Raw genomic sequence first — 15,657 nt, 5'->3', positions numbered from 1 at the left:
AAAAAGAGCCCGCAGACAACTGTCTGTGGGCTCTTTCGATTAGACGAAACATGGGATTTGCGGGTTGAACGTCTTGTTGTTCTCCGTCATGATCTGCTTTTTAATTTTGCCTTCTCCGAGATAGACGATGCGGTCAGCGAGCGCTTCCGCGTCTTCTTCGTCGTGCGTGACAAAGATCGTCGTCGTCCCCGTCTGTTTGAGGAGACGGCGCAGATCGTCGCGGATCCGGTGTTGGAGCGACGTGTCCAAGTTACTGAACGGCTCGTCTAAGATCAAGAGGGACGGCTTCGGTGCGAGCGCACGCGCGAGCGCGACACGCTGTTGCTGACCACCGCTCAGCTCATACGGATAGCGATGCCGGAACTCAGATAAGTTCACGAGCGTGAGCATCTCCTCGACCCGTTCGTTCCGCTCCTTCCGGCTGAGCTTATGGAGGCCGAAGCGGATGTTCTTCTCAACGGTCATGTGCGGGAAGAGCGCATAGTCTTGAAACACCATACCGACGCCGCGTTGTTCGGGCGGCATGAACTGGCAGTCGTCACAACAGACGCAATCGTTGACGACGACGACGCCTTGATTTGGCATCTCGAGACCGGCGATGAGGCGCAAGATCGTACTTTTCCCCGAACCGCTGTCGCCGAGGAGGGATACGATCTCGCCTTTCGTGATCGAGAGCGAGAATCCTTTGATCGTCTCTGCTTGCGCACCTTTATAGCTGAAGTGTAAATCGTTGATTTGAACAAACATTAGTCGGCCTCCTTATCAAGCACCTTATGGAACACAAAGATTAACAATCCGCTCATGAGAACGATGACGATCGACGCGAGCGCCGCTTCGTGAATCTTCTCATCACTGACATATTTGAACGCCTGCGTCGCAAGCGTCGAGAAGTTGAACGGCTGCAAGAACAGCGTCAGCGGCAACTCTTTCATAATATCGATGAAGACGAGGATGAACGCGCTCATGATCGCCCCTTTGATCATCGGGATATCGACCCGGAAGAACGTCTGCACCGTGCCCCAACCGAGCATGCGTGACGCTTCCGTGAACGACTTCCCGACTTTCTCAAATCCGCTCTCGATCGAGTTGTAACCGATGGCGAGGAAACGGATGACGTAGGCGAAGATGAGCATGATGAGCGTCGTCCGGAACACGAACGTCTGTCCGAGATCAAGCGCGAGCGCTGCTTTTAGCACCCATTCGTCTAATAGTAAAAATAACGTGATGACAGCGATGGCGATGGCCGCTCCTGGAATCGAGTAGCCGAGCGTCGTCACTTTCGAGATGACGCGCGTCATGTTCGATGGGAACAACCGCGTATAGTTGGCGATGATGAGTGCGAATACGAGAATGATGATCGTCGCGATAAAGGCGACGCTCACCGTGTTCCAGACGAGGCGGAAAAATTCAGCCGTGAACACTTGCTCGAACGTCAAGAACGTCCAAGCGACGAGTTGGATGAACGGGATCGCGAAAGCGATGCCGAAGATCGTCGCCACGTAACCGAACACGGCGTAACGATGCCAGCCGTTCAATGGTCTTGGCTTGAGCGGCTTCACTTTTGTCGTCGCATAGCTGAACTGCTTGCGGCCCCGGACGAGTCGTTCCCCCATCAAGATGGCGATGACGATGATCATGAGCGTGCCGGCAAGTTTTAGCGCTGAAGACGTGTCCTTCATACCGAACCACGTGCTGAAGATGGCCGTACTGAACGTCTGGATCCCAAAGTATTTGACGACGCCGTAGTCGTTCAACACTTCCATCAAGACGAGACTGACGCCACCGATGATGGCGACGCGCGAGATCGGGATGACGACGGTGAAGAAGATATCCCACGACCCGCGTCCGAGGATGCGGGCGTTCTCGATCATCGACGACGACTGATTGTGTAGGAACGCTCGTGTGATCGTATAAATGTACGGATACAAGAACAACGTGAAGATGAAGATCGTCCCTTGGATCGTCATGATGTTGAAGTACGTCTGATCCACGGTGATGCCAAACTCGTTGCGCAGCGTCGTCTGGATGACGCCGGTGTAGTTCAAGATGCCATGATACGTGTAAGCACCGATATACGGCGGGATTGCGAGCGGCAAGATGAGCGCCCATTTGAAGAACCGCCGTAACGGGAAGTCATACACCGTGACGAACCAAGCGAGGCTCGTTCCGATGATGGTCGTCAAGAAACCGGTCACGAGCATGATGAACAACGTGTTCCTCACATACGTCGGCAGCAGATATTCGCGAATGTGTTGCCAATTGTCATTGACCGGTGCGAACAGTTCTACTAAGACGACGATTCCTGGCAAGACGATAAACGACAACGCGATAAAGCTCAGGATGGACCATCCATTCAGTTGTCGTTTGATTGCATACCAGTTCATGTCTTACAGCTCCCGTTTCTTTCATTTACTTCCTGTCCCATCATATCAGTTTCATCGTCCCGGTCATACCTTTAGACTGTCAGGAAACGCAAAAACCTTCGGCCTGAACATGCGTTCAAGCCGAAGTCGTCTTATTTCCAACCGGCTTCGTTGAAGATGCGGATGGCTTCTTGCTGATTTTCACCGAGAACAGATAGGTTGATATCTTGCTCTTTGAACTCACCCCATGATTTGAGGAGCTCGTTCGGCTCGACCGATTCGTTGACCGGGTACTCGTAGTTGGCGCTTGCGAACTGCTCTTGTGCTGACGGGTCAGACATGAACTCCATGAGTTTCTTCGCGTTGTCAGAGTTCTTCGCCGCTTTCGTCATCGCGATTCCAGAGATGTTGACGTGCGTACCTGTCGTGTCTTGGTTCGGGAAGAAGACACCGAGCGCTTCAGCGACTTTCTTCTCTTCCGCGTCTTCTGAGTTCAGCATGAGACCCATGTAGTACGTGTTCATGATGGCCACATCACCTTCACCGGCGACGACGGCTTTCGCTTGGTCACGGTCGTTCCCTTGTGGGTCACGCGCCATGTTTTTGACCATGCCTTCTGCCCATTCTTTCGCTTGGTCGACGCCGTTCACTTCGATGAATGACGAGAGGAGTGAGATGTTGTACATGTTTTCAGATGGACGAACGAGCACTTTCCCATTCCACTGTTCTTCCGTGAGCGCTTCGTACGTCGACAAGTCTTCCGGCTTCACGCGATCTTTCGCGTAGACGATGACACGTGCACGCTTCGTGAGACCGAACCATTCTTTGTCCGTGTCACGGTATTTTTCTGGGATGTTCGACTCAAGCACATCGCTATCGACCGCTTGAAGATGCCCTGCTTCTTTTGCCTGGTGCAAGTTCCCGGCGTCAGCAGTAATGAAGAGATCCGCTTCTGTGTTTTCACCTTCTGTGTTCAAACGTTCAAGAAGTTCATCACCTTTTCCTTCAACGACGTTGACTTTCACGCCCGTCTCTTCTTCGAACTGTTTGTAGAGCTCTTTGTCGACATCGTAATGACGGCTCGAGTAGACGTTGACGACTTTTGATTCTTCTGCCGTCTCATTGTCCCCCGTAGTAGTCGTCTCTTCCGTGCTCGCGCAAGCCGCGAGCAGTGATGTCGTAAGTGCTGCCGAAAGTCCAAGTGCCATGTACTTTTTGTTCATTTATATTTCCCCCACGTTTTAGTCTCTTTGTTGGTAATGATAATTACTCTCAATCACTATAATCGATGATAATCATTCTCATGTCAACCTTTTTTTGAAAACGTTACCAGTAGTTATGTATTTATAACTTAACAGTTTTGACGATATCATTTCTTGACTTCAAAATGATGAGGCGCCTATAGTTGAAATGAAAAGACCGTCTGGTCGGTACAGAAAGGAGTGACGAAATGACAAACCGATCAACTATCACGAAACAAAAACTGTTAGATGCCGCGACCGAGATCATCATGGAGCACGGAGTGCACCAACTGACATTAGATGAAGTCGCAAAGACCGCTGGTGTCTCAAAAGGCGGCCTGTTGTATCATTATCCGTCGAAAGAAGCGCTTTTGACCGCCATCGTCGAACGGCTTCAAACCGAACAAAACGATTTATACGAATCACTTCAGGCTGACGGCCACGGTCCGGTCGAGGCGTTCGTCCGCTTATTTGATGAGACGAAACTCTATCCGGAACGCTCACCGATTCATATTGATGCCGAGAAGATGATTGCCTTCTTGACGTTATTCGCCGTCGATCAAGCGTACGCCGACCGTTGGAAGCATGACCTCGACACGTTCTTCGCCGAATTTCAACAGACGAGCGATCCCGTCGAGACGATGATCATCCGCTACGCCCTTGAAGGGATGATGATGTCCGAACACTTCAATGTCGGCGTCCCCCCTACCGCTTTAAAACAAGCCATTATTGCTCGACTCATCGAGCGCGCCCGACATATCGATTCGGGAAACTAGACTAATTTATTAGAGGAGAAATGAACCCCATGCAAAAGATCACGACCTTCTCCGTCAACAACAAGTTCGCCGTTTGGTTGATGACGATCATCTTAACGGCCGCCGGAATCTTTGCCGGCCTGACGATGAAACTAGAGACACTGCCTGACATCACGACACCGACCGTCTCGGTAACGACGATTTATCCCGGTGCTTCCCCTGAACAAGTGCTCGACGAAGTGAGCACCGTTCTCGAAGATCGCTTGAAGAGTTTGAACGGTGTCGAACAAGTTCGTTCGTCTTCGTTCCAAAACGCTTCGAACATTCAAATCGATTATGATTTCAGCACGGATATGGAAGCAGCCGAACAACAGGTCAAAGATGCACTCAGCAACGTCGAGCTGCCAGAGTCCGTCCAAGACCCGCAAGTGTCACGCCTCAGCTTCGACGCGTTCCCGGTCGTCGGTGCAGCCGTTTCAGATGAAAGCCTCGATTTAGCTGAGTTGACAAAACTTGTCGAAGACGAGCTCCAACCGGCCCTTGAAGGTGTCGAAGGTGCCCAGCTCGTCCAAATCGCCGGTCAAGAAGTCCGTCGCGTCGAGCTTCGCTTCGACGAGGCCGCACTTGCCGAATACAACTTGACAGAAGATGCGGTCAAACAGTTGATTCAAGCAAACGATGCCCGTATCGCGCTCGGTTTGTACGAGCTCGGGGATACGGAACAGGCCGTCGTCATCGACGGGAAGTCGGAGACGCTCGAAGCGTTCCGTGACCTGCAAATCCCGTACTCACCAGCACAAGCCGAACCGGCTGTCCCAGGTGCTCCTAGCGAGCTCCCAACCGGTGAGACACCTGAGTTGCCAAGCGAAGTCCCTGGCACAGTCCCACCTGCGAATGTGCCGACAACAGTCCCGACCGTCGCTTTAAGCGAACTCGCGACAATCGAAGACCGCGGCATCGAAGAATCAATCTCGCGGTCGAACGGAGAACGTTCGATCGGAATTCAAGTGACGAAGACACAAGACGCGAACACTGTCGACGTCGTCAACGCCGTCAAAACGATTTTAGACGACTTTGAGGCTGAATATGATACGGCGAACGTCTCAATCACACTCGACCAAGGTCAGCCGATTGAAGAATCGGTCGAGACGATGGTGTCGAAGGCGTTACTCGGCGGACTATTCGCCATTTTGATCATCTTAGTGTTCCTTCGTAACTTCCGTTCGACGATCATTGCTGTCATCTCGATCCCGCTATCGCTCTTGATGGCGCTTATCGTCTTGAAGCAACTCGATATCACGCTCAACATCATGACGCTCGGGGCGATGACCGTCGCGATTGGACGCGTCGTCGATGACTCGATTGTCGTCATCGAAAACATTTATCGTCGACTCACTCGTCCGAACGAACCGTTACGCGGCAAAGCGTTGATCATCGCCGCGACGAAAGAAGTGTTCGTCCCGATCGCGTCATCGACAATCGTGACGATCGCCGTCTTCTTACCGCTCGGTTTCGTGACCGGCTTCGTCGGCGAACTGTTCTTGCCGTTCGCCTTGACCGTCGTCTTCGCCTTGCTCGCTTCGCTCCTCGTCGCGATCACGGTCGTACCGATGATGGCCGATTCGTTCTTTAAAAACCGTGACAAGCTGAAGCCGGAAGAAGGACCCGGTAAACTTGCCGAATGGTACCGCGGTGTGCTCAACTGGTCGCTCAATCATAAGCTCGTCGTCTTCGGACTCGCGACACTTCTCTTAATCGGCAGTTTTGCCCTCGTACCAGCCATCGGGATCAACTTCTTGAACCAAGATTCTGAGAAAACGCTGTTCGTCACGTTCGACCCAGAACCAGGACAGACGCTTGACGACTCAATCGAGGCTGCTGAGATCGCCGAGACGTACTTTATGGAAGACCAGCCGAACGCGACCGACGTCCAGTTCACGGTCGGTGGCGAAAACCCGCTCAACCCGGGGAATAACAAGCAAGGGATCTTCATCGTCCAGTACGACCCGGACACAGAAGACTTTGCCGACGTCAAATTGGCAGACATCGAACAATTGAACGAACTTGCCTCAGGCGGAGAATGGAAAGAACAAAACTTCGCCGGCGGTGCCGGAACGAGCGGTGTGACGTATAACGTCTACGCCAACTCGCTCGAAGATCTTGAAGCGATTGTCCCGACATTCATCGAGACGATCGAAGAAGAGACGGACTACGTCCGCCAAGCGACGTCTGATCTTCGTGAGTCATACGTCCAGTACACGTTCAACGTCGATCAACAAGCAGCAGCTGAAGCTGGCGTCTCGGCCGCTCAACTCGCTCAAACGATCGGTCAGTTCCAAGCACAGGCCAGTCCGCTCGCCAGTGTGACGATCGATGACAAACAGCTAGACGTCATCATCCCAACGGAACAAGTCACGTATGACAGCATTGAAGACTTGCAAGCGCAAGAAGTGACGACGCCGTTCGGGCCGCGCCCAATCTCAGACTTCATCAAAGTCGAAGAAGGTACGACGCCGGACACACTCGTCCAGCGCGACGGCAAGCTCCTTGCTACCGTCAGCGTCGAACTTAGCACGGACAAGGCGACGGAAGCGTCGGCCGCCATCGAGGAACGTGTCTCTGACATCGATCTCCCGACGGGCGTCTCGTATGATGTCGGCGGCGTGACAGAACAGATTCAAGAATCGTTCACGCAGCTCGGCCTCGCGATGCTCGCAGCCATCGCCATCGTCTACTTGGTGCTCGTCGTCACGTTCGGCGGTGCCGTCACCCCGTTCGTCGTATTGTTCTCGCTCCCTTATGCGATCATCGGCGGACTCGTCGCCCTCTTGATCACGGGAGAAACGATTTCCGTATCTGCTTTGATTGGTGCGCTCATGTTGATCGGGATCGTCGTCACAAATGCGATCGTCTTGATCGACCGCGTCATTCATAAAGAAGAAGCCGGTCTATCGACGCGTGAAGCGTTGCTCGAAGCAGCCGGTACGCGACTCCGTCCGATCCTTATGACGGCGCTCGCGACGATCGGTGCCTTATCACCACTCGCCCTCGGACTCGAAGGCGGCGCACTCATCTCGAAAGGTCTCGGTGTCACCGTCATCGGCGGACTCACAAGTTCGACGTTACTGACGTTACTCATCGTCCCAATCGTCTATGAGTTCTTCGCTCGATTCCGCAAGAAACAACAAGCATAATTCAAAAAGAGATTTGACCGAGAGCCGGTCAAATCTCTTTTTGTTGTGTTCAGTAACATTGCATGATCATTTCGGTCTCCTCGAATCGTTTGGCCTGAAGCGCCTCTGTCGGAATCAAAAAGTAAAGAATCCCGACATCGCCGAACATGATATCGAGCTCTTCTGACGAATCCATTTGGAAGAGCAGGAACGGCCGCTTGAAGCGGTCACCATATGTGTCCTGAACCTCTTCGAACACATCATTTTGAATTGCGTTCGGATGACCGCCGATTGCGTGAAATTCCTCATCGTCAATCAGCTCTTCGAACGCCTCGAACTGATCGTCATTCAATAGATGGGCGAGCACATCAACGTTCGGTGCGTATGATTCATCAAACGAGACCGCCCGTTCGTTCAGCGCCTCCCCGACTTTGACACGTTCAAGGTCTGTGTCTTCCGTGTACACAACACGCCAAAGATGACGTTCGTCCTTGTCGCCCCACGGTTGTTCTTCGAGATTATAAAAGAAAGACAGCAGCCCGTCCTTCGGTAAAGCGGTAACAGATTCGTACCCCGCGAAGTCGCTGAGACGGAACTGGGCCAAAAAAGTCAAGTCCTCACCCGGATGGTCGACCGCGTTCGACAAGTCAGGATACCCACCAAATTTCGAATGGCCAATCGCCACCTCTTCTCGTGTCGTTCGAGGCACCATACTCAAATTGATTCGTTGTTGGAACGCATTCAAGACGTCTGCCTCATTTTTGATTTGATGTTCTTGAATGAACCGTTCGACTGCCGTTTGTTCCATAAATACACCTCATTTATTAGTAGTGAGCTCATTATACCACCCCCGAACATATGTACCCATTATCTTTTTTGCCATAGCCTCCATCTTGACCTAGATGATAAAGTTTGAGAGAATCCATACGTTTTGAACGTATATGCGAAAGGATGAATCACATGCAACGTCTTATCAAATGGATCATCGGCCTTTCGCTCTTATTTGGCTTGAGCGCGCTCGGGAATTGGATCGTCGCCGTGCTCGCTTTAAAAGTGCCAGGGAGCGTCATCGGCATGGTCCTGTTACTGCTCTTATTGATGACCAAGATCATCCGCGTCGAATGGATCGAAGATAGCGCCGGTTTCTTGACGAAGCACCTCGCCTTTTTCTTCATCCCGATTGCCGTCGGGCTCATGTCGTATAGCTCGCTCTTAAAGGCAGAAGGCGTTCCGCTCTTCCTCGCCTTGATCATCAGCATGACGATTGGCCTCGTCGTGACGGCGCTCGTTTCCGGAAAACACGGTGAGGCGTCATGACCGTCTTCTGGATATTGATTACCATTGCCGTCTATATGTTGAGCCGGAAGCTGTCATTCAAATGGGCGTCCCCGTTCACGAACGTCGTCTTTTTGAGCACGCTCACGCTCATCTTGTTGTTGCTCGTCTTTGGACAGACCTACGACACGTATGCGCCGGCGAAAGATGCGATCACGACACTGCTCGGGCCGGCAACGGTGGCGCTCGGCTTGCCGCTCTATCGCAACTTACCGATCCTGCTCGCTCGGGCTAAACGAGCGCTTGGTGCCATCGTGCTCGGGACGTTATCGACGATTTTCGTCGCTGTCGGTCTCGGGACCGCGCTCAAGTTGACGGATCACGTCTTGCTCGCCTTGTCCGTCAAATCGGTGACGTCACCGATCGCGCTCGAACTGGCACGACAGTTGCAAGGTGACGCCGCACTCGCCGCTTCGGTCGCCGTCGCCTGCGGCATCCTTGGCGCCATGCTCGGCCCAGTGATTCTCTCTATGTTCAACGTGACCGACCCGTTCACGCGCGGACTCGCTCTCGGGACGATCAGCCACGGCATCGGGACGGCCCAAGCCGCGACCGAACATCCGCTCTCAGGCGCGACAGGTGGTGCCGCAATGGGACTGACCGCCATTCTTACGTCGTTTTTGTTGCCGTTGTTGCTCCCTATCCTTTTCTAATTCTAGCTATTCAAAATATTTTATAATATGTAACATCTCATATTATAATTAGAGAAGAAGGTTGCTTTCTTTTTTGAAAAGGAGGAAGGACAATGGGACGTGTACAAGGTGGAGTCGCGCTTGTGACCGGCGGTGCCCGGGGGATGGGTGCGTCACATGTGCGGAAGTTAGTGGAAGAAGGGGCACACGTGTTGTTCACAGACATTTTGGCAGATGAAGGTGAGGCGCTCGCACAAGAACTCGGTGACACCGTCATCTTTTTGAAGCATGATGTGACAAAACTTGAAGATTGGGAAGACGCGGTCAAGACCGCCGAATCGAAGTTCGGTCCGATTTCAATTCTTGTCAACAATGCTGGAATCGCCCTGACGCATACGATCGACGAACTATCTGAGGCGGATTATCGAAAAGTCATCGATATTAACCAAGTCGGCGTCTTTCTCGGCATGAAAGCCGTCATCCCATCAATGCGCAAAGCCGGCCACGGATCAATTATCAAGATCTCATCGATTTCAGGCATGCTCGGTCTTGGCGGTGCCGCGTACGTCGCCTCGAAATTCGCGGTCCGCGGGATGACGAAAGCAGTCGCCCTCGAAGTCGCAGCCGACGGGATTCGCGTCAACTCGATTCATCCGGGATTGATTGAGACGCCAATGATCATGCAACCTGGCGTTGAAGAAGTCGTCAGACAAATGGCGGAAACAGTGCCGCTTAAACGAATCGGAAAGCCGGCCGACGTCTCGAACCTCGTCTTGTTCCTCGCCTCGGATGAGTCGAGTTACTTCACGGGCGCCGAGTTCGTCATCGACGGCGGGGTCATCATCCAGTAAACGATGGACAGGCGCTTCGGTCGCCTGTCCATTTTTCAAACAATTTTGATACTTCTCCAAACGGTTCCCGTGCTACACTAAAACGGATGAGAAACGATATGGGGAGGTATTTTTTATGCAAGCAAAATTGATTGAACGATTAATGACCTACGCAAAGATTGATACCCAATCCGACTTCACGAGTGAGACGACGCCATCGACGGCGAAACAATGGGACTTGATCCGCCATCTCGAGGCCGAACTGAAGGCGATTGGGCTCGAGGACGTCGAGACCGACGAGTATGGCTACTTGTTCGCGACGTTGCCGAGTAACGTCGACCATGACGTGCCGACGATCGGGCTGCTCGCTCACGTCGATACGGCGACCGATTTTACGGGCACCAACGTCAATCCGCAACTCGTTGAACATTATGCGGGTGGCGATATCGTCTTGAACGAGGCACCCAATGTTATCTTGTCACCGCGTGACTTCCCCGAACTTGATGATTACGTCGGCCATACGCTCATGACGACGGACGGAACGACGCTGCTCGGTGCCGATGATAAGGCCGGCATGGCGGAAATCGTCACGGCGGTCGAATACTTACTGGCCCATCCGGAAATCCCACACGGACCGGTCCGAATCGCGTTCACACCGGACGAAGAGATCGGTCGCGGGCCACATAAGTTCGACGTCGCCCGCTTCAACGCTGACTTCGCCTACACGATGGACGGCGGTCCGCTCGGCGAACTTCAATATGAGAGTTTCAACGCCGCCGGGGCGACGGTCACCTTCCACGGCACGAACGTCCACCCGGGCAGCGCCAAGAACAAGATGGTCAACTCGATGAAACTGGCGATGGCGTTCCATAACCGCCTTCCGGCCGACGAGGCACCGGAGCATACGAGCCATTACGAAGGATTCTTCCACTTGAACGGATTCTCGGGTGATGTCGAGACGACGACGCTCCAATACATCATCCGCGACCACGACCGGACGAAGTTCGAAGCCCGGAAAGTCTTGCTCGAGAAACTTGTCGCCGAATGGAAACAAAAATACGGCGAGGCACGCGTCGACTTGAAGATGGACGACCAGTACTACAACATGGCCGAGAAGATCGAGCCGGTCAAACACATCGTCGACACCGTCGCCGACGTCATGCGCGAGCTCGGGATCGAACCGGTAATCGAACCGATCCGCGGCGGGACCGATGGCTCGCAACTGTCGTATATGGGTCTCCCGACGCCAAACATCTTCACTGGCGGCGAGAACTATCACGGCAAGTTCGAGTACGTCTCCGTCAACAATATGGAAAAAGCGACACACGTCATCATCCAGACGCTCCGCACGTTCGCCGAACGCGCGCGAGCATAATCTATGCGCCTCCAATCATTCTCTTCTACACTAGAGACATTGGAGGCGATTTTTATGAAGCATACGTTTCACATGAACCTTGACTGGACTGGCGGACGTAACGACGTCGGCACGATCGAGGCCGAACGGTTGAAGACGCAAATTTCGATCCCCCCGGAAATGGACGGCCCTGGTATCGGGACGAATCCCGATGAGATGCTCCTCGGAGCTGCGGCGACGTGCTATATCATCACGCTCGCGGCCATGCTTGGACGGAGCGATCTTTCCCATCAAGGCATCACGATCGACGCCGAAGGTATCGTCGACGTGACGAACGGCGTGTTCACATACGAGACGATCCGTTATAAAACCGTGATCAACGTCCTCGCTGCGGCGACCGACCGGGATATCACGCTCGTCGAACGGATTGCTAAGAAAGCTAAAGACGGCTGTATGATTTCACGCGCCTTGGCCGGCAACGTGACGTTCGAGCTCGACACGACGGTCAAGCGGTCTGATACGGCAGTAAGTTCACTGTAGCAAGAGCGGCGTGACGTACGCCTCGATGACAGCGGAGACAGCGAGGAGCGGTACCGCGATAAATAAGAACGTCTTGAACCCTGCGAGCAATAGCGCTTTGAACGTGACGTCCGTCTCTTTTCCTCGTAACTTCTTCCATACATGACGGTTGAGCGACAGTCCCATCGCCGCCCCGAGCAGGATCGCCGAGATCTCGGTGACGCCGTGCGGTAAAATCCCGAGAATGAGCACTTTGATGACCGACTCGCCCGTGAAACCAACGAGCATGGCGACGAGGCCGATAACGGCGGCGTTGATGACGACGAACACGTACGGGATGAAGAGCGGGATTATCCCGAGCAAGAAGGCGAGCAACGTGACACGTGTATTGTTCACGAACAAGGCGATCATCGTGTCGCGTGCGCTCGAGTCGAACGTCAGCCCGCTCGCTTCAAACGATTCGCCGAGTTGGGCTAAAATCTCGTCGACTTGTTCGGCCGCGACGAACGTGCGGAATAACCAATAAGAGACGACGCCTGTCACGAAGAACACGAGCAACAGTCGGACGAAATCTTTGCGGTAGTAGTCGTTCCACGCCTCGCGGATCGATAGTGATGTTTTCATGAACGATTCCCCCTTATCCATTCATACGAATCCGTTCCACATTTGTTTCATATTTACCCGCGACTGCGCGTTTTTAAAAAACGTGATACAATACACGTCGTAAACAAATCAGAAAAACGAGGTATTCTATACATGATTACAGTAAATAACGTAAGTCTTCAATTCGGTGGTCGTAAGTTGTTCGAAGACGTGAACATCAAGTTCACACCAGGCAACTGTTACGGCTTGATCGGCGCGAACGGTGCCGGTAAATCAACATTCTTGAAAATTCTTGCCGGTGAGCAAGAGACGTCAACGGGTGACGTCAGCTTCTCACCTGGCGAACGTCTCGCCGTCCTCAAACAGGACCATTATGCGTACGAAGACCAGGCTGTGCTTGAAACAGTCATCAAAGGCCATGAGCGCTTGTATCAAGTCATGAAAGAAAAAGATGCAATCTATATGAAAGAAGATTTCTCTGACGAAGACGGCATGCGTGCCGCTGAACTCGAAGGTGAATTCGCTGAGATGAACGGTTGGGAAGCCGAGTCGGAAGCCGCAACGGTGCTCCAAGGTCTTGGAATCACTGACGCGTCGCACCATAAACTCATGAGCGAGCTCACGGGTGGCGAGAAGGTCAAGGTACTCCTTGCCCAAGCGTTGTTCGGTAAGCCAGACATCTTGCTCCTCGATGAGCCGACGAACGGACTTGACATCAAAGCGATTCAATGGCTCGAAGAGTTCTTGATCAACTTCGAGAACACTGTCATCGTCGTTTCCCACGACCGTCACTTCTTGAACAAAGTTTGTACACATATGGCTGACCTCGACTTCGGTAAAATTCAACTGTACGTCGGGAACTACGACTTCTGGTACGAGTCGAGCCAACTCGCATCGCGCATGGCCAACGACCAGAACAAGAAAAAAGAAGAGAAGATCAAAGAGCTCCAAAACTTTATCGCTCGTTTCAGCTCGAACGCCTCGAAGGCGCGTCAAGCGACGTCGCGTAAAAAGTTGCTCGATAAGATCACACTGGACGACATCCGTCCGTCATCACGCCGTTATCCGTTCGTCGGTTTCTCGATGGAACGTGAAATCGGAAATGACGTCTTGTACGTCGACAACGTCTCGAAGACGATCGACGGCGTCAAAGTACTCGACAACGTCACGTTCTCATTGAACAAAATGGACAAAGTCGCTTTCGTCGGTCGCAACGACGTCGCCATCACGACACTCTTCAAGATCCTCATGGGTGAGATGGAGCCAGACACGGGTACGGTCAAATGGGGCGTGACGACGATCCAATCGTACTTCCCGAAAGACAACTCGGAATACTTCGAAGGCTCAGATAAGAGCATCTTGGACTGGTTACGCCAGTTCTCGCCAGCTGACGAGTCAGATACGTTCCTCCGTGGTTTCCTCGGCCGTATGCTCTTCTCTGGCGAAGAAGTCATGAAGAAAGCGTCTGTCCTCTCAGGGGGAGAGAAAGTTCGTTGCATGCTCTCGAAGATGATGCTCTCGAACTCGAACGTGCTCGTCCTTGACGATCCGACGAACCACTTGGACCTCGAATCGATCACAGCTCTCAACAACGGACTCGAGACGTTCAAAGGCGTACTCCTCTTCAGTTCACATGACCATCAGCTCATCTCGACGATTGCGACACGCATCATCGAAGTGACGCCGAACGGGATTGTCGACAAAGAAGCGACGTACGACCAGTTCCTCGAGAACGAATCGCTTCAACAACAAGTCGAATCACTTTACCAAAACGCATAATAAAAATCGATCGGCGCACGCGCCGATCGATTTTTCAGGCTGTTGACGAACCAAATCGCCCATCGCGATTTGGTTCGTCTCTTTTTGTGTTCATCGAGCTCGAGGCGCTCTGCCGGGCATAAAATTGAAGAAATGCTATGTAGACGGTCTTTTTCGGCCAACAGGTTGGCCAATTTCTTCATGTTTTGTGCGGTGGCTGCCACCAGGTTGGCGCACTGGACCTTCTCGGTCCCCCGGTAGAACGTGAAGCGGAGCCCGTGAAGCTCTTTCGCATCGGCGAACGAGCGCTCCACGGTCTGCGGCCGGAGACGATAGAGGTATCGTCCGGATTCGGACAGACGGTTCCGGTTCACCAATTCGCGATAGGTTTCATCAAGATGACGGGTGATGACGCGCCGGTGGGCACGATTGGACGTACACTTCTCGAGAAGCGGGCAGTTCTTACAGACGGCGGGGTCGGAGGCGTAGTGGTGATACCCGTGTCGGTCTGTCGTTCGATAGGTGAGACGCTGTTTCGCCGGGCAGACATAGACGTCTTCTTCTGATACATATTTGAAGCTCGTCCTCCGAAACATCCCCTTCTTCCCGCCGAAGCGGCGCCAGGCGATGACGCCGAAGCGGCGCCAGGCGATGACGCCGAAGACGCCGCGCTCGATGAGCGCCTTCGCAATCTCTGTCGTGAAGTACCCCGCATCGAGGGCGACTGCCTCTAGCGGATAGCCGAATCGGCCGAGGATATGCTCGAGACGGGCGAGGTAGACGGTGCTGTCTGACACGTTCCCGGGCGTGACGTGCACATCGACGATGAAGTTGTGTTTGGCGTCGACCGTCCGGTGCGCCAGCCAGAAAAAGCCTTCCGGCTTCTGGTCACGATACATATAGCCCGCATCCGGGTCGGTCCGGCTCACCTTGATGAACCGGCTCTCCCTTTTCGGTGAGGCGGGCTTCAGCGCTTTTTTCCACGGTCCGACCGTTCTTCGTTCACCCGGTCTAGGAGCTCGCCCTCAATCGCGTTCACAACGCGCTCGACCTCGACCTTGTCGAACTTCTTCTTGTTCGCGTTGGCACGGATG

At 53.2% G+C, this 15,657-nt stretch carries 14 protein-coding genes; 8 read left to right on the top strand and 6 right to left on the bottom strand.

The genetic code is table 11. The features are described from left to right. Positions 1-39: 39 nt before the first annotated feature. From EVJ22_RS13880 to EVJ22_RS13870, 3 genes are all read right to left on the bottom strand, one after another. Positions 40-747 (bottom strand): ABC transporter ATP-binding protein, encoded by a 708-nt coding sequence (locus EVJ22_RS13880; protein WP_131441682.1) that lies wholly within the window; start codon positions 745-747, stop codon positions 40-42. After that, positions 747-2,384 (bottom strand): ABC transporter permease, encoded by a 1,638-nt coding sequence (locus tag EVJ22_RS13875; RefSeq protein ID WP_131441681.1) that lies wholly within the window; start codon positions 2,382-2,384, stop codon positions 747-749. The genes EVJ22_RS13880 and EVJ22_RS13875 overlap by 1 nt, the downstream gene beginning before the upstream one ends. Positions 2,385-2,515: 131 nt before the next feature. Next, on the bottom strand, positions 2,516-3,586 hold the full coding sequence (locus EVJ22_RS13870; protein ID WP_131444146.1) for a Fe(3+) ABC transporter substrate-binding protein: 1,071 nt from the start codon (positions 3,584-3,586) through the stop codon (positions 2,516-2,518). A gap of 227 nt (positions 3,587-3,813) precedes the next feature. Here EVJ22_RS13870 and EVJ22_RS13865 point away from each other — a divergent pair, with 227 nt between their 5' ends. Beyond that, complete coding sequence (locus EVJ22_RS13865; RefSeq protein WP_131441679.1) at positions 3,814-4,380, top strand: TetR/AcrR family transcriptional regulator; 567 nt, start codon at positions 3,814-3,816, stop codon at positions 4,378-4,380. 29 nt (positions 4,381-4,409) lie between these two features. After that, positions 4,410-7,553, top strand: a complete 3,144-nt coding sequence (locus EVJ22_RS13860; protein WP_131444145.1) for an efflux RND transporter permease subunit — start codon at positions 4,410-4,412, stop codon at positions 7,551-7,553. 49 nt (positions 7,554-7,602) lie between these two features. Here EVJ22_RS13860 and EVJ22_RS13855 read toward each other — a convergent pair whose 3' ends face one another. Continuing rightward, positions 7,603-8,340 carry a YwqG family protein gene (locus EVJ22_RS13855; protein ID WP_131444144.1) on the bottom strand — a complete coding sequence of 246 codons (738 nt, stop codon included), beginning with the start codon at positions 8,338-8,340 and terminating at the stop codon, positions 7,603-7,605. Between the two features lie 152 nt (positions 8,341-8,492). Between EVJ22_RS13855 and EVJ22_RS13850 the strand changes: the two genes are divergently transcribed. From EVJ22_RS13850 to EVJ22_RS13830, 5 genes are all read left to right on the top strand, one after another. After that, positions 8,493-8,849, top strand: coding sequence for a CidA/LrgA family protein (locus tag EVJ22_RS13850; RefSeq protein WP_070328372.1), 357 nt, complete (start codon positions 8,493-8,495; stop codon positions 8,847-8,849). Next, the gene (locus tag EVJ22_RS13845) at positions 8,846-9,520 is read left to right on the top strand and encodes an LrgB family protein (RefSeq protein ID WP_131444143.1); all 675 of its coding nucleotides are present in this window, start codon (positions 8,846-8,848) and stop codon (positions 9,518-9,520) included. The genes EVJ22_RS13850 and EVJ22_RS13845 overlap by 4 nt, the downstream gene beginning before the upstream one ends. Positions 9,521-9,612: 92 nt before the next feature. After that, on the top strand, positions 9,613-10,350 hold the full coding sequence (locus EVJ22_RS13840) for a glucose 1-dehydrogenase (RefSeq protein ID WP_131444142.1): 738 nt from the start codon (positions 9,613-9,615) through the stop codon (positions 10,348-10,350). A gap of 115 nt (positions 10,351-10,465) precedes the next feature. Continuing rightward, positions 10,466-11,704, top strand: a complete 1,239-nt coding sequence (gene pepT, locus EVJ22_RS13835; protein WP_131444141.1) for a peptidase T — start codon at positions 10,466-10,468, stop codon at positions 11,702-11,704. A gap of 54 nt (positions 11,705-11,758) precedes the next feature. Further along, the gene (locus EVJ22_RS13830; protein ID WP_131444140.1) at positions 11,759-12,223 is read left to right on the top strand and encodes an SACOL1771 family peroxiredoxin; all 465 of its coding nucleotides are present in this window, start codon (positions 11,759-11,761) and stop codon (positions 12,221-12,223) included. On the opposite strand, the gene EVJ22_RS13825 is transcribed toward EVJ22_RS13830, so the two are convergent. Next, the gene (locus tag EVJ22_RS13825; RefSeq protein ID WP_158625538.1) at positions 12,215-12,826 is read right to left on the bottom strand and encodes a stage II sporulation protein M; all 612 of its coding nucleotides are present in this window, start codon (positions 12,824-12,826) and stop codon (positions 12,215-12,217) included. The two genes, EVJ22_RS13830 and EVJ22_RS13825, sit on opposite strands and share 9 nt — an antisense overlap. 132 nt (positions 12,827-12,958) lie before the next feature. Between EVJ22_RS13825 and EVJ22_RS13820 the strand changes: the two genes are divergently transcribed. Further along, positions 12,959-14,584 (top strand): ABC-F family ATP-binding cassette domain-containing protein, encoded by a 1,626-nt coding sequence (locus tag EVJ22_RS13820; protein ID WP_070328113.1) that lies wholly within the window; start codon positions 12,959-12,961, stop codon positions 14,582-14,584. Here EVJ22_RS13820 and EVJ22_RS13815 read toward each other — a convergent pair. Continuing rightward, a complete protein-coding gene (locus EVJ22_RS13815; protein WP_370246374.1) occupies positions 14,569-15,498 on the bottom strand; it encodes a transposase in 930 nt (309 codons plus the stop codon). The two genes, EVJ22_RS13820 and EVJ22_RS13815, sit on opposite strands and share 16 nt — an antisense overlap. Positions 15,499-15,657: the final 159 nt, after the last annotated feature.

Source organism: Exiguobacterium sp. SH0S7, from assembly GCF_004337195.1.
Taxonomy (GTDB): domain Bacteria; phylum Bacillota; class Bacilli; order Exiguobacteriales; family Exiguobacteriaceae; genus Exiguobacterium; species Exiguobacterium aurantiacum_A.
Note: the sequence above shows the minus strand (reverse complement) of the source record. Positions and strands in the feature narration are given on the sequence as shown.